Here is a 20,045-nt window from a genome sequence, read left to right on the forward strand (position 1 = left end):
GGAAGGGTGCGCGGCCATGGCCAAGCAGAACGTGGCGGAGCAGTTCGTCGACATTCTCGCCCGGGCGGGCGTCAAACGTCTGTACGGCGTCGTCGGCGACAGCCTGAACCCCGTCGTGGACGCCGTCCGGCGTAACGCGTCCATCGACTGGATCCACGTCCGGCACGAGGAGACCGCGGCCTTCGCCGCCGGGGCGGAAGCCCAGGTCACCGGCGGCCTGGCGGCCTGTGCCGGGTCCTGCGGACCGGGCAACCTCCACCTGATCAACGGGCTCTACGACGCCCACCGGTCCATGGCGCCGGTGCTGGCGCTGGCCTCGCACATCCCCTCCGGCGAGATCGGCCTGAACTACTTCCAGGAGACCCACCCGGGGCTGCTGTTCCAGGAGTGCAGCCACTACAACGAGATGATCTCCAACCCGGAGCAGATGCCCCGGCTCCTCCAGACGGCCATCCAGCGCGCGGTCGGCCAGGGCGGGGTCAGCGTCGTCACGATGCCGGGCGACATCGCGTCCAAGCCCGCGCCGGACCGGACGGTGGAACACGCGCTGGTCGCCTCGCGGCCCACCGTGCGCCCCGGGGACGACGAGATCGACACGTTCTGCCGGCTGGTGGACGACGCCAGACGGGTGACGCTGTTCTGCGGCAGCGGCACCGCGGGTGCGCACGCCGAGGTCATGCAGTTCGCCGAGAAGGTGAAGGCCCCGGTCGGGCACGCGCTGCGCGGCAAGGAGTGGATCCAGTACGACAACCCGTACGACGTCGGCATGAGCGGGCTGCTCGGCTACGGCGCGGCGTACGAGGCGACGCACGAGTGCGACCTGCTCATCCTGCTCGGCACCGACTTCCCCTACTACGCCTTCCTGCCCGACGACGTGAAGATCGTCCAGGTCGACGTGCGCCCCGAGAACCTGGGCCGGCGCTGCAAGCTCGACCTGGCGGTGTGGGGAGACGTGCGGGAGACGCTGCGCTGCCTGACCCCGAGGGTGCAGCCCAAGACCGACCGGAAATTCCTCGACCGGATGCTGAAGAAGCACGCCGACGCGCTGGAGGGCGTCGTCAAGGCGTACACCCGCAAGGTCGAGAAGCACGTTCCGATCCACCCCGAGTACGTCGCCTCCGTACTGGACGAACTGGCGGATCCCGAAGCCGTGTTCACCGTCGACACCGGCATGAACAACGTCTGGGCCGCGCGCTATCTGACGCCCAACGGCAGGCGCCGGGTGATCGGTTCGTTCACTCACGGGTCGATGGCGAACGCGCTGCCGCAGGCGATCGGAGCCCAGTTCACCGACCTGAACCGGCAGGTCGTGGCGATGTCCGGCGACGGCGGCTTCTCCATGCTGATGGGCGACTTCCTCACGCTGGTCCAGTACGACCTGCCGGTGAAGGTGGTCCTCTTCAACAACTCAGCTCTCGGCATGGTGGAGTTGGAGATGATGGTGGGCGGCCTGCCCGCCTACGGCACCACCAACAAGAACCCGGACTTCGCGGCCGTCGCGCGCGCCGCCGGGGCGTACGGCGTACGAGTGGAGAAGCCCAAGCAGCTCCACAGCGCGCTCAAGGACGCCTTCCGGCACAAGGGCCCGGCCCTGGTGGACGTGGTGACCGACCCGAACGCACTCTCCATCCCGCCGAAGATCAAGGCGGACATGGTCGCCGGCTTCGCGCTCTCCGCCAGCAAGGTCGTGCTGGACGGGGGAGTGGGCCGGATGGTCCAGATGGCCCGCTCCAACCTCCGCAACGTGCCGCGCCCCTGACCCCCGCCCCCTGAGCGCGTCCGGCGCCGGGCCCGGGAGATCCGGGCCCGGCGCCGGACGCCTCTCAGGCCGGGGTCAGCCGCACCGTCAGGATCTGGAACGGCCGCAGCTCCAGCACGACGCCGTCCTCGTCGGTCACGGCCTCGTGCAGCGGGCGCTCCAGCAGATCGGTGATCTGTGCGCGGACGGCCGGGAAGGACGAGGTGAGGCGGGTCCGCGCCCGGCCGCCCGCCGATTCGTAGAGGCGGACGATCACGTCCCCGCTGCGGTCGTCGGCCTGCTTGACCGACTCGACCGTCACCGCCGGGTGGCCGGTGCGCACGAGCGAGGGCACCGCGGGAGCCACCGCCGCCCGCAACGGCAGGTTGAGCGCCAGCCCCTCGCGCACCGCGTCGGTCACCTCGGCCCCGGGCGCGAGGGAGTAGCGGAACCGGTGCGTGCCGAGGTCGGTGTCCGGGTCCGGGCTGTGCGGAGCGCGCAGCAGCGTCAGCCGGACCGTGGTGCCCAGGCCCGTCGGGTGCGGGGTCCTGGTCACATCGTGGCCGTACGTCGAGTCGTTGAGCAGCGCGACGCCGTATCCGGGCTCGGCGACCCGCAGCCAGCGGTGGGCGCAGATCTCGAACCGGGCGGCGTCCCAGCCGGTGTTGTCGTGCGTCGGCCGGTGGACATGGCCGAACTGGATCTCTGAGGTGGACCGTTCGGCGTGGACGTCGAGCGGGAAGGCGGCCTTGAGCACCTTCTCCGACTCCTGCCAGTCCACCTCCGTCTCGATGTCGAGCTGCCGGCTGCCCGCCGCGAGCCGCAGCTCCTGCACGACGGTGGACCTGCCGAAGACGCGCACCACGCGTACGGCGGCCCGCAACGGGCCGTCCTCCACCAGGGTCACCTCCTGCGCCCCGGTGAGATCGGTGCGGGTGCGCCGGTAGTGCCCGTCGATGTCCCACGCGTCCCACTGGTTGGGGTGGTCCGGGTGCAGTTGCAGGAGGTTGGCCCGTGCGCCGGGGACCAGCACCTCGCGCCCGGCGACCAGGTCGCGCACCCTCGCGACGAGGCCGTCCCGGTCGACGGTCACCCGCAACAACCCGTTGTCCAGGACGATTCCGTCGCCGGAGGCGGTCTCCGCCGCGACCGGGTGCTCGGGCCGGGCCGCTCCGTCGAGCAGTCCCGCGCCCAGTGCCGGGCTGTGCGCGAACACGGCGACGCGCCCCTCGCCCAGCTCCTGCGTCCGCGCCCCCGACGGCAGTACCCCGGCCGCCTCGGCGTCCAGCTCGACCACCTGCTCGCGCCCGTACGGAGAGGCGTTGAGGGCCACCAGGCCGTCCGGGGCTCCGAGAGCCGCCACCGCCGCGGCCACCACGTCCGCCAGCTCGGCCCGGACCTCCTCATAGGTGTCGCCGGCCTCGCGGTGCACCCAGGCGATCGACGAGCCGGGCAGGATGTCGTGGAACTGGTGCAGCAGCACGGTCTTCCAGAGCCGGTCCAGCCGCTCGTGCGGATAGCGGTGGCCGGGGGAGCGCAGGGCCGCCGCGGTGGACCACAACTCGGCCTCCCGCAAGAGGTGTTCACTGCGCCGATTGCCCTGCTTGGTCTTCGCCTGGGTGGTGTAGGTGGCCCGGTGCAGCTCCAGGTACAGCTCGCCCGACCAGACGGGAGCCTGCTGTCCGTACTCCTCCTCCGCCGCCGCGAAGAAGGCCGAGGGCTTCTCGATCTCCACCCGGGGCGAGCCCTCCAGGTCCCTCAGCCGGCGGGCCTTCTCCAGCATCTCCCGGGTCGGGCCGCCTCCGCCGTCGCCCCAGCCGAACGGGACCAGCGAGCGGGTGGCTCGGCCCTTGTCGGCGAAGTTGCGCTCGGCGTGCGCCAGTTCACGGCCGTGCAGCTGGGAGTTGTACGTGTCGACCGGCGGGAAGTGCGTGAAGACCCGGGTCCCGTCGATGCCCTCCCACCAGAAGGTGTGGTGCGGCATCTTGTTGTGCTGGTTCCACGACAGCTTCTGCGTGAGGAACCACCGCACCCCGGCCAGCCGGGCGAGCTGCGGGAAGGCGGCGGTGTAGCCGAAGGAGTCGGGCAGCCAGATCTCCTCCGTCTCGACGCCCAGCTCCTCGCGGAAGAAGCGCTTGCCGTGCACGAGTTGCCGGGCCAGTGCCTCGCCGCCCGGCATGTTGGCGTCCGACTCCACCCACATGGAGCCCACCGGGGCCCACCGGCCGGCCGCGACCGCCTGCCGGATGCGCTGCCAGATGTGCGGCTGGTGCTCCTTCACCCAGGCGTACTGCTGGGCCTGCGAGCAGGCGAACACCAGCTCCGGGTAGTCCTCCGCGAGCGCGGTGACGTTGGCGAACGTACGGGACGCCTTGCGCACGGTCTCGCGCAGCGGCCACAGCCAGGCCGAGTCGATGTGGGCGTGTGCGGCGGCCGAGATCCGGTGGGCGCTCGCCGAAGCCGGGCGGGCCAGCACACCGGCCAGCGCGGCCCGGCCCGCGACGGCGGTCCCGGACACGTCGTGCAGGTCGAGCGCGTCGAGCATGGATTCGAGTGCCCGCAGGATCTCGTGCCGCCGCGACCGGTCGGCGGGCAGCTCCGCCATCAGTTCGGACAGCACCTCGATGTCGAGTTCGAGATGCCAGACCTCCTCGTCCAGCACCGCGAGGTCGGCGGAGGTGAAGCGGTACAGCGGCCGGTCGCCGGCGGTCAGCACGTCCCCGAGCGCGGTCGGCTCGAAGCCGTGTTCCAGCACGGCGGGATTGGCCGCCGCCTCCAGCAGCACATCGACCGGTTCGCCGCCCTCGGCCGGATCGGCGACGGGCAGGTGGCGGTTGCGCGGATGGACCCCCTTGAGCGGGACGCCCAGGCGGTCGTAGAGCATGCCCTCCGCCTGGAAGCCGGGCCCCTGGCCGGTGAACCCGGGGTCGACCACCATCTCCACCCGGCGGCCCGCCCACTCCCGTGGCACCGCGCCTTCGAGCCGGAACCAGCTGGTGGACCAGGGGCTTCCCCACTCCGTACCGGCGGAGAAGGGCGCGTAGGCGGCCTTCAGCGCCTCGGCGACCGGCACGGGTTCGCCCGGTACGTGCCACACGGACACGGCGAGCGGGGCGCGGGCGGCGTAGCGGGCGGGGCGGATGAACTGGTGGAGGGCTCGTTCGAGGCGGCCCTCCACCAGCGTGCGGTCGTCGTGCATCACGGCTCCTCGAGGGTCGGCGCCAGGCTGGTCCGGCTCCGGATCACTTCCCCCGAGACCCGTGGGGCACCCCTGCCGGACGGGTCAGCAGTCGCGGTCGACCAGGTCGAAGGACTCGTAGTGGTCGGCCGTGTAGTAGTCCTCCTGGCTCTGCTCACCGGTGACGACGCGGCGGGCGCCGCGGGTGGGCGAGCCCGGGGTGACGACCGTGTACTCGTGGTAATAGCCCGATCCCTGGCTCGGCAGGATGCCTTCCCGGTTCTGGAAGACGGTGCCGTCCTGTTCGTACGGGTACGGGCCGCCGGCCGCGATCAGGTCGAGGGTGTCGTGGGCCTGGGCGGGCAGGGCGGAGTAGCAGACGGTGCCCACCGCGGCGGCGGAGAGGGCGGCCGGCGAGAGGGCTGCGGGGGAGGAGGCGGGCGCGGAGACGGAGGACGCCGACCGGGCCGGGGGTGCGGTGGCCGGGGTGGCCGCCTGGGCCGTGAGCGGTCCGGAGGCGAGGAGGAGGGACAGGAGGGCGACGGAGCCGCCGAGCGTGGTGATCCGTGGGGGGATGCGCATGGCCCTTATGATGACGCGCGTAGAAGGCGATGCGTCAACGCCAACTCCTCGGAATTCCCAGGAAGTTAACCGGAGGAGCGCATGTGTGTCCGAGGTGTGTGACCCGTGGTCGATCCGTGCGCCCCCGGCGCCCCCGTGCTGCTCCCGACGCCCCGGGCCGGGCAAGCGTGACCGTGTGCGCACAGGGGCATGCATCCCGTGAAGCTGTTCGACGGCAGTCGAGTCAGGGGAGGTCGGTTCACGGTGTGGGCGGGGGAAATGGTGAAGCGTCAGAAGAGGGTCGGCGTCATCGAGGGGCGCGCCCCCCGGGGCCGGAGACCGGGCGAGGCGCACCAGCCGGTCCGGTTGCGCCGGAGAGTCGGCCACACCGAGAGGGCGGCGGTCGGTGAAGTCCGCAGGGAGCTGCGGGAGTTCCTGCGGCACCTCTGCGGCACCGAGCAGATCGAGGCCGCCGAGCTGCTGCTCAGCGAGCTGGTCACCAACGCGCTGATCCACACCCGGCACGGGGCCGTGGTCACCGCCACCGCGATGCCGGGCGCGCTGCGGGTGGAGGTCCAGGACTTCGAGGCGGACCTCCCCGCGCCGTACGTACCGAACGCCGACGACGGTACGCACGGACGGGGCCTGATCCTGGTGCGGAGCCTGGCCGACGCCTGGGGGGTGGAGGCGCGGGTCCTGGGCAAGGTGGTCTGGTTCGAGCTGCGCGGCGGAGGGGCCTGACGGACCCTCCGCCGCGGCGGCTCCTCGTCCCCGCGCGCTCAGCCGAACTGCTGTTCCAGATCCTTGAGTTTCTGTTCCAGCGAGTCCAGCCGGGGCAGCGCCTGGGTGTCGTCCTCGGCGGTGAGGTCGACGGTGTGCGGGTCACTTCCCTGGTCGGGAGCGGTGAGGATCTTCGGGGTCGAACCGTCCGCCGATTGCTTCGGGCCGACGGCTTGCAGGGATGGCCGGGGTCGCAGAGGCAGCTGACCCGGCTCTGCTATGGCAGGCTCCGCGACGGGCGGCGCCGCGCCGCCCGAAGCCGGGGCGATGGCCGGTACGTCCACCTGGTGGCCGACCCGGCCGCGTCCCCAGGCCCGGTTCTGCCGGTTCAGGGCCTTGATGCGGGCCCGGTCCAGCTTCTCCTGGTCCCGTCGGCGCAGCCGGTCCTGCTCCCGCTCCCTGCGGTCCTCCCGCACCTCGTCGACCGCCTCGTCGAGCGTGCGGACGCCTTCGAGGAGCATCAGCGACCAGGCGCCGAACGTCTCCCGGGGCGCCCGCAGCCAGCGGACGATCCGGATCTGCGGCAACGGACGGGGCACCAGGCCCTGTTCGCGCAGCGCGGCCCGGCGGGTCTGCTTCAGCGCGCGGTCGAAGAGCACCGCGGCCGAGAGGGACATCCCCGCGAAGAAGTGCGGAGCGCCCGCGTGGTCCATCCCCCGCGGAGCGTGCACCCAGTTGAACCAGGCGGCGGCCCCGGCGAACGTCCACACCAGCAGCCGGGAGCCGAGTGCCGCGTCTCCGTGGCTCGCCTCCCGTACGGCCAGGACGGAACAGAACATCGCGGCGCCGTCCAGTCCGAACGGCACGAGGTACTCCCAGCCTCCGCTGAGGCTGAGGTTCTGCCGGCCGAAGCCGACGAGCCCGTGGAAGGAGAGCGCGGCGGCGACCGCCGCGCAGCAGAACAGCAGGACGTACGAGGCGGTTGCGTACAGCGCTTCCTTGCGCCTGCGGCGATCCTCGCTGCGTTCCCAGGTGTCGTCGGCCGCGGCCTTGCCGGCGGCACGCCTGCCGCGTGCGACCACCGTCACCGCCGCCATGACCCCCACGAGCAGCACGGCGCCCGGAAGCAGCCAGTCAAGCGATATGTCGGTCAGTCTCATGCGCGGTCCCTTGCGTCACGTAGGGCGTTTCAGCGCCATCGTGACGGAGTCGCCGGCCCGCTCAGCGGGTTTCGGGACAAGAGCACGCCATGGAGGTGGCGGGCCCTATCGATGGGTGGAATCTTCTCGAACTGCCTCGCGCTTCAAGCAGGTTGCGTTCGATTTCGCGTCATCCGGACGGGCGGAGTGGATCACGAAGCGGCGGCGAGCTTCCGCACCCGGTCGTCATCGCCGGTACGCGGGCAGGTCACACAGGTGTCCTCGGGGCGCAGCGTGTAGAAGAGGCAGCAGCTCGCCCGGTCCCGGGTCGGCAGCGACTGGCCCTCGGGGCCGGTCAGTTCACGGAACCCCGCGGTGCCGACGTACGGCTTCGCGGTGCCGGGCAGCAGCAGCTCCAGCTCGGCCATCGCGCGGCGCTCCTCCCCGAGCAGGTGCGCCACGTACCAGAGGCCCTCGACGATCTCGTCCGTCGCCATGCCCCACAACGCCCGCTTCCCACGCCGCATACGGGGCCCGAACCCCTCCAGCACCGGGGCCAGATGCTCGGTGAGCGCGGCCAGGACCTCGGCCCGCAGCGCCTCCTCGTCCGCGACCACCCGGGCTCCGGGCAGGTCCGCGGCCGGGTCGCCCGGCAGGCAGGAGAACTCCCGCACCCGTACGGTCAGATGTCCCAGGGCCCGCTGGAAGGCCACGTCCTCGACGGGGATCCGCGGCACCCGGCGGTGCAGGAACCACGGCACCGTGACCAGCAGGCAGGCGGGCCAGGCGTAGCGGTGGAGGCCGAAGCTCGCCACCACGTCGGGCCGGGCCTGCTGCCCGTAGTCCCGCAGCACCTGGGCGTTGTCCCAGGCCAGGAAGGCGTCCACGGCCGGTCCGCCCGCGGCCAGCTCCGCCGCGCCGACCCAGCCCGCTCCGGCGGGAGCGCTCGCGCCCTCGTCGAGCACGTCGGCGCGCAGCCCCGGGAAGACCTCGGTGAGGCGTGCGTACGCGGCGGTCACGGGGGACGTCGCGGTGTCGGCGAGCAGCGGAGAGAGGGTCATGCAGGGACCACCGAATCGGGATCGTTTGCAGGTAAGGCTTACCTTACCCGACGCGATCGATGTTTGAACCGCAGCCTCGTCCCTCTATCGTGCACGGGGGACCCGGCGCAGGCGAGCCGGCCCGCGGCGGACGGAGGAGGTCCGGGTGGAGCAGGGCAGCGCGCGCGGGGCCGTGCGCCCGCCGTACGCCTCCGGCGCGTACTCCGGCGGCGCTCCGGCGTCCGGCCGGATACCCGAGCAGGCGCGCGGCCCGGAACAGACCCGCGGCGAACCCGCGCACGGCGGACCGGCCGCCCCGCACACCGTGCGGCGCCACTCCGTCCGGGGCCAGATCCTCGACGCCCTGCGCGCCGCTCTCGTCGACGGCGAGCTGCTGCCCGGCCAGGTCTACTCCGCACCCGCCCTCGGCGCCCGCTTCGGCGTGTCCGCCACGCCCGTCCGCGAGGCGATGCAGCAGCTCGCCGCGGAGGGCGCGGTCGAGGTCGTGCCGAACCGCGGCTTCCGGGTCAGCGAGCGCGGCCCCCGCGAGCTGGCCGAGCTGGCCGAGGTGCGCGCCCTGATCGAGGTCCCGGTGATGCTGCGGCTGGCCCGCACGGTCCCGGCCGACCGGTGGAACCTGCTGCGCCCGCTGGCCGACGCCACGGTGGCCGCGGCGGCGGTGGGCGACCGGGCGAGCTACGCCGAGTCCGACCGGGCCTTCCACCGCGCCGTGCTCGCGCTGACCGGCAACAGCCAGCTGGTGATGATCGCCGAGGGGCTGCACCGCCGGTCCCAGTGGCCGCCGGCCTCCCTTCCGGCCACCCGCCGCGCCGACCTGCTCGCGGACGCCGCCGAGCACACCGCCCTGCTCGACGCGCTCGTCGCCCAGGACCTCGCCGTCGTCGAGTCCCTGGTGCGCGAGCACTTCACCGGGTCCGACGGCTGACCCGTCCGGGCGCGGGCCGTACGGGTCGTGCGGGCCGTACGGGTCGTGCTGGTCGTACGGGCGGACCGCGGTGCGCGGGTCAGTGCGCCACCGCCGTCCGCGGTCCCGGCACACCCCCGAGGTGCGGAGCCAGCCACGTCGGCACCCCGCCCAGCAGCCGGAACAACCGCCCCGCCTCGGCGCGCAGCCGGGCCGCCTCCGGCTCGGGCTCCGCCCCGGCGAGCGAGATCAGCGCCGGGGCCGTGCCGACCAGATAGCCCAGCTCCTCCCTGATCCGCAGCGACTCGGTGAAGCCGTGCCGGGCCTCGGCCAGCTCTCCCTCGCCCAGGGCGAGGGAGGCCAGGTGGCGCCAGGTGAACGACAGCAGCAGCTCGTCGCCCTGCGCGGCGGCCCCGGCGTGCGCCCGGCGGTAGGCGGCGCGGGCCGACTGCGGCGAGTCCGCGATGTTCTGCGCGATCAGCCCGCGCCGGAAGTCCAGCAGCGGCCGGCCGACCGCGGCCGGCGCCAGCAGCGCCGCCGCCCGGCTCAGCGCGACGCTCGCCTCGTCGGCCCGGTCCCGTACCCCCAGGAGGGTCGAGGCGTAGGCCAGATGGCCCCGCTCGCAGGCGGCGGAGCCCCGCTCGTCGTCGCTCCGGGCCAGCGCCTCGGCGGTGCGCAGCGCGTCCTCGGCCTCGGTCCAGCCCTCGCCGGTGTACAGGCAGCGCTCGGTCAGCAGCGCCGTGCGCTGGAGGGCCGCCGCCGGATCGCGCACCGCGTGCGGTTCGAGCAGCGCGGCGGCGTCGGACCAGCAGGCGCGGGAGCGCAGTCGCCATACCGCTGTCTGGAGCGGCGGATCGTCATCTGCTGTCGTTCCGGAACCAGACATGGCGGTATGCGCCACATTGCCCTCCCCGAGCGCGCCCTTGTGCTGTCGAGTACGGCCGCATCTCAGCACGGATCGGCACGCCGGGCCAAGAGGTCAGGTCAATGTCAGGTGAAGTAATTCACAATCGGCCGGAGGCGGGCGCGCTCCCGGCCGGGCCCGGAGGTCAGCTCATGCGCAGGGCGAGGAAGAAGTCGAGCTTGTCCTCCAGCCGGGAAAGGTCACGGCCCGTCAACTGCTCGATTCGCCCGACCCGGTAGCGCAGCGTGTTGACGTGCAGGTGCAGCCGGGCCGCGCAGCGGGTCCAGGAGCCGTCGCAGTCCAGGAACGCCTCCAGCGTCTCGATGAGCTCCGCCCGGTGGCGCCGGTCGTAGTCGCGCAGCGGGTCCAGCAGTCGGGCGGTGAAGGCCCGGCGCACGTCGTCGGGGACGAACGGCAGCAGCAGGACGTGCGAGGCCAGTTCGTGGTGGCCCGCCGCGCACACCCGGCCCGGCCGGGCCGCCGCCACCCGGCGCGCGTGCCGGGCCTCCTCCAGTGCCCCGCGCAGCCCTTCGGCGGAATGCACGGCCGCGCTGACCCCCAGGGTCAGCCGCCCGTCGTCGGCGAGCCCGGCGGATAGCGGTTCGCGCACGGCGGCCAGCAGCGCGTCGGCGTGCAGGGCCGGGTCCGCCGCGGGCTCCCCGTCCTGCGGGCCGCCCGCCCCGGCGTCCCGCGCCGGACCGTTCGCACCGGCACCGGCACCGGCACCGGCACCAGCACCAGCACCGGCACCCTGCCCGGCCACGGCGCCGGGCAGGGCCGGCAGCGGTACGAGGGCGATGGCCTCCTCACCCGTATGGGCGACGGCGATCCGATCGGCCGAGTCGGGTCCGCTCATCGCCGGGTCGACCAGGATCTCCTCCAGCAGCGCCTGCGCGACCGGCCCGCCCGGGACGCCGCTCTCCTGGCCCGGCGCGTCCGCGGCGGTCCAGTCGACCCGCGCCACCACCACCTGCCACTGCGGGGCGACGCCCAGACCCGGCAGCAGGACCGGCGCGGCGACCCGCAGCCGGGCCGCGATCTCGGTCGGCGCCGCGCCCGCCTGGACCAGCTCCAGGACCTCCTGGGCGAGCCGGCGGCGTACCGTACGGGCCGCGTCGCGGCGGTCGCGCTCGACCGCGATCAGCTGGGTGACGCCCTGGAGCAGGTCGAGCCGGGCCGGGGGCCAGTCGGCGGCGTCCGCCTCCACCGCCAGCAGCCAGTCCGAGAGCACCGACTCCCGGACGTCGCCGGCCGCCGGTACGGCGCCCCGGCCGGTGTTGCGGATCGGGAACAGCGAATACGTCGTACCGGCGATGGTCGCCAGGTGCGGCCCCCGGCGTCCGGTGCGGGTCGCCGCCAGGTGCCGCCCGGCCAGGGCCGTGCCCAGCGGGCCCGGCAGCGGCTCGCCCGCGCCGGCTATCTGCCGACCGGTGGGGGAGAGGACCCAGGCCCGCAGGTCGAGGTCGGAGGTGAGCAGGTCCAGGACGACCTCTGGGCCGCCGCCCGCCGGGCCGGAGGTCATCAGCCGGCGATGGCGGTCCACGACGGTGGCCAGGTCGCGCGCGCGCTCGCCCGAGACCTGGCGCACGATGTGCTCGGTGATCGTTGCGAAAGCAACGGTCTCATGGACGGCGAAGACCGGGAGGCGGTGCTGTCGGCACGCCTCGACCAGGTCGTCGGGAACCGCCCCCAGCTCCGCCTCGCCCGCCGCCAGTCCCACCACCCCGGCACCCGCCAGGATGCGGACGAACGGCTCGGAGTCCGCGGCGTCCCGCCGCCAGGCGAGCCCCGTCAGGACCAGCTCGCCGCCGGAGAGATAGCGGCTGGGGTCGCGCAGGTCGGTCGTCATCACGCCCCGCACCGAGCGGTCCAGCTCGTCCTCGCCGCCGAGCAGCCGCAGGCCCAGCGCGTCCGTGTCCAGCAATGCGCGCAGCCGCATCTCGTCGCCGCCGATCTCTTCCGTGGGTCAGGGGGTCTGTGAATTTCGGTGAGGTTACCGATCCCCGCCATTTGTTCGAATCTACAAGACTCGGATGGAGGCCGGCCAACTCCTTCGGCGTTTCGGTGACTGCACTGACCGGGTCCGGGCTTGTGTACTGGGTCACACACCGCCTGAACGCGACATGAACGAGCCGGTCGAGGGCCGGCCGTCCCCCGCCCCGGCGAACGAACCGACTGAGCAGGACCGACCGAGCAGGACCGACCGAGCAGGACCGACCGAGGAAGAGAGCCGCTCATGGACTTCCTTCGCCCCGCCGGCTGGGAGGAGGCGCTCGCCGCCAAGGCCGAGCACCCCGCTGCCGTCCCCATCGCGGGCGGCACCGATGTGATGGTCGAGATCAACTTCGACCACCGGCGGCCCGAGCACCTCCTGGACCTGAACCGCATCGGTGAGCTGTCCGAGTGGGAGGTGGGCCGGGAGAGCGTACGGCTGGGGGCCTCCGTTCCGTACAGCGCCATCATGGAGCACCTGCGCTCCGAGCTTCCCGGCCTGGCGCTCGCATCGCACACCGTCGCCTCGCCGCAGATCCGCAACCGCGGCGGCGTCGGCGGCAACCTCGGCACCGCCTCGCCCGCCGGGGACGCCCATCCGGCGCTGCTCGCGGCCGGCTGCGAGGTGGAGGCCGCCTCCGTGCGCGGCACCCGGATGATCCCGATCGACGCGTTCTACACCGGCGTCAAGCGCAACGCCCTGGAGCCCGACGAGTTGATCCGCGCCGTGCACATCCGCAAGGCCGACGGACCCCAGCAGTACTCCAAGGTCGGCACCCGCAACGCGATGGTCATCGCCGTCTGCGCCTTCGGCCTGGCCCTGCACCCCGAGACCCGCACCGTGCGCACCGGCATCGGCTCCGCGGCCCCGACCCCGGTCCGCGCCAAGGAGGCCGAGCAGTTCCTGAACGCCGCCCTGGAGGAGGGCGGCTTCTGGGAGAGCGGCAGGATCATCACCCCCTCGATCGCCCGGCAGTTCGCCGCACTGGCCGCCGGCGCCTGCAACCCCATCGACGACGTACGGGGCACCGCGAGGTACCGCAGGCACGCGGTCGGCATCATGGCCCGCCGCACGCTCGGCTGGACCTGGGAGCAGTACCGGGGCGCGGGCCGCACGCTGGAAGGAGCCGCGTAACCATGCGAGTCAACTTCACGGTCAACGGCCGCCCGCAGGAGGCCGACGACGTCTGGGAGGGCGAGTCCCTGCTCTACGTCCTGCGCGAGCGCATGGGCCTGCCCGGCTCCAAGAACGCCTGCGAGCAAGGCGAATGCGGCTCCTGCACGGTTCGCCTGGACGGCGTTCCGGTCTGCTCGTGCCTGGTCGCCGCCGGCCAGGTGGAGGGCCGCGAGGTCGTCACCGTCGAGGGGCTGGCCGACTACGCCGAGCACCGCCGGGACGCCCACCCCGGCGCCGGCTGCACTCCCGGCGGCTGCGGCACCACGCTGGACGCCGCCCGCCGGTGGCAGGCCCGGCCCACCGGCGGCCGAGCCGGTGAAGCCGGTGAACTCTCCCCGATCCAGCAGGCGTTCATCGACGCCGGAGCCGTCCAGTGCGGCTTCTGCACCCCCGGCCTGCTGGTCGCCGCCGACGAACTCCTGGAGCGGAGCCCCTCCCCGTCCGACCAGGACATCCGCGAGGCGCTCTCCGGCAACCTGTGCCGATGCACCGGCTACGAGAAGATCCTCGACGCGGTCCGCCTCGCCGCCGCCCGCCAGGAGGAGGCGGTCCAGTCATGACGACCCGTCCGAAGACCACCACCGTCCCGGCCGGCACCCCCACCAGGATCACCCAGGGATCGCCCACCAGAGGCGGCATCGGCGAGTCCACGCTGCGACCCGACGGCACACTGAAGGTCACCGGCGAGTTCGCGTACTCCTCCGACATGTGGCACGAGGACATGCTCTGGGGCCACACGCTGCGCTCCACCGTGGCACACGCCGAGATCCGCTCCATCGACGTCTCCGAAGCGCTCGCCACGCCCGGCGTCCACGCCGTCCTGACCTACGACGACCTCCCCGCCGCGATGAAGAACTACGGCCTGGAGATCCAGGACACACCGGTCCTCGCGCACGGCCGGGTCCGCCACCACGGCGAACCGGTGGCCCTGGTCGCCGCCGACCACCCCGAGACGGCCCGCCGCGCCGCCGCCAGGATCAGGATCGACTACGCCGAACTGCCGCTGATCGTCGACGAGGCCACCGCGACCGCCCCCGACGCCGTGCTGGTCCACGAGGGCCGCGACGACCACCACATCGGCCACGTCCCGCACCCCAACATCGTCCACCGCCAGCCGATCGTCCGCGGCGACGCCGACGAGGCCGCCAAGCGCGCCGACGTCATCGTCACGGGCGACTACGTCTTCGGCATGCAGGACCAGGCGTTCCTCGGCCCCGAGTCCGGCCTCGCGGTGCCCTCCGAGGACGGCGGCGTCGAACTGTACGTCGCCACCCAGTGGCTGCACTCCGACCTCCGCCAGATCGCCCCCGTCCTCGGCCTGCCCGAGGAGAAGGTCCGCATGACGCTCTCCGGCGTCGGCGGCGCGTTCGGCGGGCGCGAGGACCTGTCGATGCAGATCCATGCCTGCCTGCTGGCCCTGCGCACCGGCAGGCCCGTCAAGATCGTCTACAACCGGTTCGAGTCCTTCTTCGGGCACGTCCACCGCCACCCGGCCAAGCTCCACTACGAGCACGGCGCCACCAAGGACGGCAAGCTCACGCACATGAAGTGCCGGATCGTCCTGGACGGCGGGGCCTACGCCTCCGCCTCCCCGGCGGTCGTCGGCAACGCCTCCTCGCTCGCTGTCGGCCCCTACGCCGTCGAGGACGTCGACATCGAGGCCATCGCCCTCTACACCAACAACCCGCCCTGCGGAGCGATGCGCGGCTTCGGCGCGGTCCAGGCGTGCTTCGCCTACGAGGCGCAGATGGACCGGCTCGCCGCGAAGCTGGAGATGGACCCGGTGGAGTTCCGGCAGCTCAACGCCATGGAACAGGGCACCCTGCTGCCCACCGGCCAGCCCTGCGACTCGCCGGCCCCGGTCGCCGAACTGCTGCGCCGGGTCAAGTCCCGCCCGCTGCCGCCCGAGCGGCAGTGGCTCGCGGCGGGCAGCGACGGCGCCTCGGTCGACGTGCGCGCGCTGCCCGGCGGACTGTCCAACACCACCCACGGCGAGGGCGTCGTGCGCGGCATCGGCTACGCGGTCGGCCTGAAGAACGTCGGCTTCTCCGAGGGCTTCGACGACTACTCCACCGCCCGCGTCCGGATGGAGGCCATCAACGGCGAGCCGGTCGCCACCGTGCACACCGCGATGGCCGAGGTCGGCCAGGGCGGCGTCACCGTGCACGCCCAGATCGCCCGCACCGAACTCGGCGTCAGCCAGGTCACCATCCACCCGGCCGACACCCGGGTCGGCTCCGCCGGCTCCACCTCCGCCTCCCGCCAGACGTACGTCACCGGCGGCGCGGTCAAGAACTCCTGCGAAGCCGTCCGGGAGAAGGTCCTGGAGCTCGGCCGCGCCAAGTTCGGCTCCTACCACCCCGCATGGGCCACCGCCGAACTCCTCCTGGAGGACGGCAAGGTCGTCACCGACGGCGGCGAGGTGCTGGCCGGCATCGCGGACGTCCTGGAGGACGAGGCGATCGACATCGAGCTGGAGTGGCGCCACCGGCCCACCGAGGCGTTCGACCTGCGCACCGGACAGGGCAACGGGCACGTCCAGTACTCCTTCGCCGCGCACCGCGCCGTCGTCGAGGTCGACACCGAGCTCGGCCTCGTCAAGGTCATCGAACTGGCCTGCGCCCAGGACGTCGGCAAGGCCCTCAACCCGCTCTCCGTGGTCGGCCAGATCCAGGGCGGCACCACCCAGGGCCTCGGCGTCGCGGTGATGGAGGAGATCATCGTCGACCCGAAGACCGCGAAGGTGCGCAACCCCTCCTTCACCGACTACCTGATCCCCACCATCCTCGACACCCCGACGATCCCGGTCGACGTGCTCGAACTCGCCGACGACCACGCCCCGTACGGGCTGCGCGGCGTCGGCGAGGCCCCCACCCTGTCGTCCACCCCGGCCGTCCTCGCGGCGATCCGGGACGCGACGGGCCTGGAGCTCAACAAGACGCCCGTACGCCCCGAACACCTCACCGGAACCTGAGAGTTCCGCTCCCGCACCTCCGGGCGGCGCCCTCGACCCGATCGAGAGCGGGCTCGGCGTCCACACACGCCCGAGCACCCCAGGTCCTCCCCGCCAGGCCCCGAAGGAGACAGGCCATGCTGGATATCGCCGAAGAACTCGACCGGTGGGTCTCGCAGGGACGCGAGTTCGCCGTCGCCACCGTCGTGGCGGTCGGCGGCAGCGCGCCGCGCCGGCCGGGAGCCGCGCTCGCCGTCGACCGCGACGGCACCGCCGTGGGATCGGTCTCCGGCGGGTGCGTGGAGGGGGCCGTCTACGAACTGTGCCGGCAGGCCCTCGAAGACGGCGTGTCCGTTCGCGAGCGGTTCGGCTACAGCGACGAGGACGCCTTCGCGGTCGGCCTGACCTGCGGCGGCGTCATCGACATCCTGGTCACGCCGGTGCGGGCGGACGACCCCGCCCGCCCGGTGTTCGCCGCCGCGCTCGCCGCCGCCGCGAAGGGCGCGGCGGCGGCGCTGGCGCGGATCACCGACGGTCCCACCGACCTCCTCGGACTTCCGCTCCTGGTCCACGCCGACGGCGGCCACGAGGGCGGCCTCGGCGGCCACCCGGCGCTGGACCGCACCGCCGCCGCCGAGGCCCGCGCGCTCCTGGACGCCGGCCGCACCGGACCGCTCGCGATCGGGGCCGAGGGCTCGCGCTGCGGCCGGAGCGTCCGGCTGCTCGTCGAATGCAGCGTGCCGCCGCCCCGCATGATCGTGTTCGGCGCCATCGACTTCGCCGCCGCCCTGGTCCGGGCCGGAAAGTTCCTCGGCTACCGGGTCACCGTCTGCGACGCGCGCCCGGTCTTCGCCACCGCGGCCCGCTTCCCCGACGCCGACGAGATCGTCGTCGACTGGCCGCACCGCTATCTCGCCGCCACCGTCACCGACGCGCGCACCGTCCTGTGCGTCCTCACCCACGACGCCAGGTTCGACGTGCCGCTGCTGGAGGCGGCGCTGCGCCTGCCGGTGGCCTACGTCGGCGCGATGGGGTCGCGCCGCACCCACCTGGAGCGCAACGAACGCCTGCGCGAGGTCGGCGTCACCGAACGCGAACTGGCCCGGCTGCACTCGCCGATCGGCCTCGACCTCGGCGCCCGTACGCCCGAGGAGACGGCCCTGTCCATCGCCGCCGAGATCGTCGCGGTCCGCCGGGGCGGCAGCGGGCTGCCGCTGGCCGGGGCCCGCACGCCGATCCACCACGACAGCGGCGGCCGGCCGCTCGCCTCGGTCGCCTGAGCCGCGGGCCGAAGCAGGCTCGACGCGCGGCCGGAAGCGTGAGGCGACAAGCGTCTTCGGCCGGGCGACCGGGGGTGCGCGTGAAACGCGGTGCGGGCGGGTGCGGTTGGATGGGGCCATGAGCGTTCACGACGTGGCCCGCAGGCTGCCGGGCATATCCCCCCTCACCGACCTCTGCCGCTCCCTCGCGATGCTGGACGCGATCCTGTGCCCCGAATGGGACCACCGCTGGCACGGCTTCGACGCGCAGTGGTCGCCCACGGAGGCGATGGCCTCGATGCGCGACGGCTCGGGCGGCGAGTACTCCGTGGTCTTCTCCGCCGCCGGGGCCTACGCCCGCGGCTTCGACCACGAGTCGCCGATGAGCCCGTACGTGGACGACGCGCCCTGGCCGGGCGTGCTCGACGAGGTCCCCGCGGTCTTCCGCGCCTACGTGGACGAGCCCTCGTTCAGCGACGAGTCCGGCCTGCCCGTGGTCACCGCCTGCCTCTGGCGTGAGACGGGCGACGACCGCTGGCGCGCGGGCGCCGTCGAGTTCCCGGAGGACGGGGAGGACTCCGACGGAGCCGACTGGCTCTTCCAGCTCCTGGTGCAGGGCACACCGGAGTCCTACCAGGAGTGGGCGGAGGACTGCTTCGAGATGCCGGTGGACCTCGAAGCAGTCCGCCACGTCTACGCGCTGCGCCCGCTGACGGAGGAGGTCGTCGCCGCGCTCAACCCCGAACGCGTCCTCGCCGAACTGGCCGAGGACGTCAAGGAGATCGGCTACCCGGCGGCGGACGCCGGCTGACGGGACGGCCGCTCTCCGGACCCTTCCCGGAGAGCGGCCCGCCGCCTCGCCGCCGCGTCAGCGACCCGCCTGGAGCGCCGCCCACGTGGCGGAGCCCACGGCTCCGTCCACGGTGAGCGACCGGCTCTCCTGGTAGTCGCTCACGGCCTCCGCCGTCGACGGCCCGAAGCCGCCGTCCACGCCGACCGTGGAGCCGAGGGCCGCCGTGAGGGAGCGCTGGAGCCGCTTCACCGCGTCGCCCGAACTGCCGTGCGAGAGAGCCGGGGTGGTGCCGGCCGAGAGCAGCGCCGTCCAGGTCCTCGGGCCGACCGCCCCGTCGGCGTCCAGCGAGCGGGCCCGCTGGAACGCCTGCACGGCGCTCTTCGTCGCCGGGCCGAAGCTGCCGTCGGCCGCGCCCGCCGCGTACCCCTGTTCGTTGAGCAGCTGCTGAACGGCCTTGACCTGCGGGCCCGTCGAGCCGGTCTGCTGCGTGGCGTACGCGGGGAAGCTCAGCGCGTCGCCGCCGGAACCGGAGCCGCCCCGCACCAGCTCCATGTAGCGGTCCCAGTCCCAGTTCGCGCCCGGGTCGGTGTGGTCGTTGCCGGGCGCCTCGCTGTGCCCGATGATGTGCGCCCGGTCCTTCGGGATGCCGTACCTGGCGCTGAGGTGGGCCGTCAGCGCGGCCGACGAGCGGTACATGGCGTCCGTGAACCAGGCCGGGTTGTCGATGTACCCCTCGTGTTCGATGCCGAGCGAGGAGGAGTTGGCGCTCCTGGCGTGGTACGCCGTGTCGCCGTCGCGCACCATCTGGGTGATCTGGCCGTCCGAGGAGCGGACCACGTAGTGCGCGCTCACCTTGGCCGACGGGTTCTGGAACCAGCTGATGGACCCCGCGTACGACCCCTGGGTGACGTGGACGACCACTTTGTCGATCGTGGCGGTGCGGCCCTTGGCGTAGTTGCCGGTGGCCGCCGCCGCCCAGAGCGCGGACGGGTAGTCGGGGCTCGCGGCGAGGGCCGCGGACGCGGCGCCGGCGCCCTTGTCCGGGGCGACCGGGCGGGAGGGCACCCGCACGGTCTCACCGCCGGACGCGGTCGCGGTCAGACCCTCGGCGAGGAAGGTGTAGACGGCGTCCGCGTAGAGCGTGGCGGCCGGCTCGGCCGCCTCGCTGTACCGGGCGACCGCCGGATACCAGGCGTTCACGTCGCGCCGCTCGGCGGCGTCCAGGCCCAGGGCGTCGGCGTGGTCGCGCAGCACGGCTGCGCCGCCGAGGATGTTGGCCGCGGTGTTCCGGCGCAGCCGGGTCTCGGACGCGCCGGTCAGGGCCGACGCCTTCTCCAGGGAGCGGTTGGCGGGGTTGCTCGCCAGGTGCATCACGCCGTAGCCGTTGGCCTGGCTCGGCTCGCCCGCGTGCGCGTCGAGGCGCGTCTCGCCGTAGCCGACGGCGGCCAGCAGGTCGCGCGGGACGCCGTACTCCTCGGCCGCCTGTGCGAAGGCGGTGTTCATCGGGTCGGCGGCGCGGGCCGGCGGGGCGGCGGTGGCGGGCGTCCCGGCGGCGAGGAGCGCCGCGGTGGTGAGGGCCGCCGCGGCGAGGGCGCGCACGCGGGGGCGCGCTGCGGGAGGTCTGGGCATGGGGGCTCCTGCTCCGTGGGGGAAGAGAAAAGCCCTC

General features: G+C 73.4%; 15 protein-coding genes. 8 read left to right on the forward strand and 7 right to left on the reverse strand.

Features of this window, described 5'->3' with window-relative positions:
- The first annotated feature begins 16 nt into the window (after positions 1-16).
- Positions 17-1,759: a pyruvate dehydrogenase gene (locus EES43_RS25400; RefSeq protein WP_124270889.1), complete on the forward strand. Its 1,743-nt coding sequence runs from the start codon at positions 17-19 to the stop codon at positions 1,757-1,759.
- 64 nt (positions 1,760-1,823) lie between these two features.
- On the opposite strand, the gene EES43_RS25405 is transcribed toward EES43_RS25400, so the two are convergent.
- Positions 1,824-4,937: an alpha-mannosidase gene (locus tag EES43_RS25405; protein WP_124270890.1), complete on the reverse strand. Its 3,114-nt coding sequence runs from the start codon at positions 4,935-4,937 to the stop codon at positions 1,824-1,826.
- A gap of 84 nt (positions 4,938-5,021) precedes the next feature.
- Positions 5,022-5,498, reverse strand: a complete 477-nt coding sequence (locus EES43_RS25410; protein ID WP_124270891.1) for a guanyl-specific ribonuclease — start codon at positions 5,496-5,498, stop codon at positions 5,022-5,024.
- Between the two features lie 345 nt (positions 5,499-5,843).
- Between EES43_RS25410 and EES43_RS25415 the strand changes: the two genes are divergently transcribed.
- Positions 5,844-6,218: an ATP-binding protein gene (locus EES43_RS25415; protein ID WP_124272149.1), complete on the forward strand. Its 375-nt coding sequence runs from the start codon at positions 5,844-5,846 to the stop codon at positions 6,216-6,218.
- 38 nt (positions 6,219-6,256) lie between these two features.
- Here the strand turns inward: EES43_RS25415 and EES43_RS25420 are convergent, their stop codons facing one another.
- Together EES43_RS25420 and EES43_RS25425 are read right to left on the reverse strand one after the other, a co-directional pair.
- Complete coding sequence (locus EES43_RS25420) at positions 6,257-7,357, reverse strand: DUF2637 domain-containing protein (protein ID WP_124270892.1); 1,101 nt, start codon at positions 7,355-7,357, stop codon at positions 6,257-6,259.
- Between the two features lie 191 nt (positions 7,358-7,548).
- Positions 7,549-8,397 carry a (2Fe-2S)-binding protein gene (locus EES43_RS25425; protein ID WP_124270893.1) on the reverse strand — a complete coding sequence of 283 codons (849 nt, stop codon included), beginning with the start codon at positions 8,395-8,397 and terminating at the stop codon, positions 7,549-7,551.
- 145 nt (positions 8,398-8,542) lie between these two features.
- Between EES43_RS25425 and EES43_RS25430 the strand changes: the two genes are divergently transcribed.
- Positions 8,543-9,322 carry a GntR family transcriptional regulator gene (locus EES43_RS25430; RefSeq protein WP_124270894.1) on the forward strand — a complete coding sequence of 260 codons (780 nt, stop codon included), beginning with the start codon at positions 8,543-8,545 and terminating at the stop codon, positions 9,320-9,322.
- 79 nt (positions 9,323-9,401) lie between these two features.
- Here the strand turns inward: EES43_RS25430 and EES43_RS25435 are convergent, their stop codons facing one another.
- Both EES43_RS25435 and EES43_RS25440 read right to left on the reverse strand, forming a co-directional pair.
- On the reverse strand, positions 9,402-10,187 hold the full coding sequence (locus EES43_RS25435) for a hypothetical protein (RefSeq protein WP_206430120.1): 786 nt from the start codon (positions 10,185-10,187) through the stop codon (positions 9,402-9,404).
- A gap of 163 nt (positions 10,188-10,350) precedes the next feature.
- Positions 10,351-12,144: a PucR family transcriptional regulator gene (locus tag EES43_RS25440; protein ID WP_124270896.1), complete on the reverse strand. Its 1,794-nt coding sequence runs from the start codon at positions 12,142-12,144 to the stop codon at positions 10,351-10,353.
- A 297-nt stretch (positions 12,145-12,441) separates the two neighbouring features.
- Here EES43_RS25440 and EES43_RS25445 point away from each other — a divergent pair, with 297 nt between their 5' ends.
- The 5 genes from EES43_RS25445 (at position 12,442) to EES43_RS25465 (ending at position 18,397) form a co-directional block, all read left to right on the forward strand.
- Positions 12,442-13,332 carry an FAD binding domain-containing protein gene (locus EES43_RS25445; protein ID WP_124270897.1) on the forward strand — a complete coding sequence of 297 codons (891 nt, stop codon included), beginning with the start codon at positions 12,442-12,444 and terminating at the stop codon, positions 13,330-13,332.
- 2 nt (positions 13,333-13,334) lie between these two features.
- Positions 13,335-13,934, forward strand: coding sequence for a (2Fe-2S)-binding protein (locus EES43_RS25450; protein ID WP_124270898.1), 600 nt, complete (start codon positions 13,335-13,337; stop codon positions 13,932-13,934).
- Positions 13,931-16,348: a xanthine dehydrogenase subunit D gene (pucD, locus tag EES43_RS25455; RefSeq protein WP_124270899.1), complete on the forward strand. Its 2,418-nt coding sequence runs from the start codon at positions 13,931-13,933 to the stop codon at positions 16,346-16,348. The genes EES43_RS25450 and pucD overlap by 4 nt, the downstream gene beginning before the upstream one ends.
- A 116-nt stretch (positions 16,349-16,464) precedes the next feature.
- Positions 16,465-17,607: an XdhC family protein gene (locus tag EES43_RS25460; RefSeq protein ID WP_124270900.1), complete on the forward strand. Its 1,143-nt coding sequence runs from the start codon at positions 16,465-16,467 to the stop codon at positions 17,605-17,607.
- A 118-nt stretch (positions 17,608-17,725) separates the two neighbouring features.
- Positions 17,726-18,397: a hypothetical protein gene (locus EES43_RS25465; RefSeq protein ID WP_124270901.1), complete on the forward strand. Its 672-nt coding sequence runs from the start codon at positions 17,726-17,728 to the stop codon at positions 18,395-18,397.
- Between the two features lie 57 nt (positions 18,398-18,454).
- Here the strand turns inward: EES43_RS25465 and EES43_RS25470 are convergent, their stop codons facing one another.
- The gene (locus tag EES43_RS25470; protein ID WP_124270902.1) at positions 18,455-20,008 is read right to left on the reverse strand and encodes a peptidoglycan-binding protein; all 1,554 of its coding nucleotides are present in this window, start codon (positions 20,006-20,008) and stop codon (positions 18,455-18,457) included.
- Between the last annotated feature and the right edge of the window lie 37 nt (positions 20,009-20,045).

Source organism: Streptomyces sp. ADI96-02 (genome assembly GCF_003846185.1).
Taxonomy (GTDB): domain Bacteria; phylum Actinomycetota; class Actinomycetes; order Streptomycetales; family Streptomycetaceae; genus Streptomyces.

Excerpts from the sequence above, each read along its gene's own strand:
- EES43_RS25400 (WP_124270889.1), top strand. The coding sequence starts at position 17 with ATGGCCAAGCAGAACGTGGCGGAGCAGTTCGTCGACATTCTCGCCCGG.
- EES43_RS25405 (WP_124270890.1), bottom strand. The coding sequence starts at position 4,937 with ATGCACGACGACCGCACGCTGGTGGAGGGCCGCCTCGAACGAGCCCTC.
- EES43_RS25410 (WP_124270891.1), bottom strand. The coding sequence starts at position 5,498 with ATGCGCATCCCCCCACGGATCACCACGCTCGGCGGCTCCGTCGCCCTC.
- EES43_RS25420 (WP_124270892.1), bottom strand. The coding sequence starts at position 7,357 with ATGAGACTGACCGACATATCGCTTGACTGGCTGCTTCCGGGCGCCGTG.
- EES43_RS25425 (WP_124270893.1), bottom strand. The coding sequence starts at position 8,397 with ATGACCCTCTCTCCGCTGCTCGCCGACACCGCGACGTCCCCCGTGACC.
- EES43_RS25435 (WP_206430120.1), bottom strand. The coding sequence starts at position 10,187 with ATGTCTGGTTCCGGAACGACAGCAGATGACGATCCGCCGCTCCAGACA.
- EES43_RS25440 (WP_124270896.1), bottom strand. The coding sequence starts at position 12,144 with ATGCGGCTGCGCGCATTGCTGGACACGGACGCGCTGGGCCTGCGGCTG.
- EES43_RS25445 (WP_124270897.1), top strand. The coding sequence starts at position 12,442 with ATGGACTTCCTTCGCCCCGCCGGCTGGGAGGAGGCGCTCGCCGCCAAG.
- EES43_RS25450 (WP_124270898.1), top strand. The coding sequence starts at position 13,335 with ATGCGAGTCAACTTCACGGTCAACGGCCGCCCGCAGGAGGCCGACGAC.
- pucD (WP_124270899.1), top strand. The coding sequence starts at position 13,931 with ATGACGACCCGTCCGAAGACCACCACCGTCCCGGCCGGCACCCCCACC.
- EES43_RS25460 (WP_124270900.1), top strand. The coding sequence starts at position 16,465 with ATGCTGGATATCGCCGAAGAACTCGACCGGTGGGTCTCGCAGGGACGC.
- EES43_RS25465 (WP_124270901.1), top strand. The coding sequence starts at position 17,726 with ATGAGCGTTCACGACGTGGCCCGCAGGCTGCCGGGCATATCCCCCCTC.
- EES43_RS25470 (WP_124270902.1), bottom strand. The coding sequence starts at position 20,008 with ATGCCCAGACCTCCCGCAGCGCGCCCCCGCGTGCGCGCCCTCGCCGCG.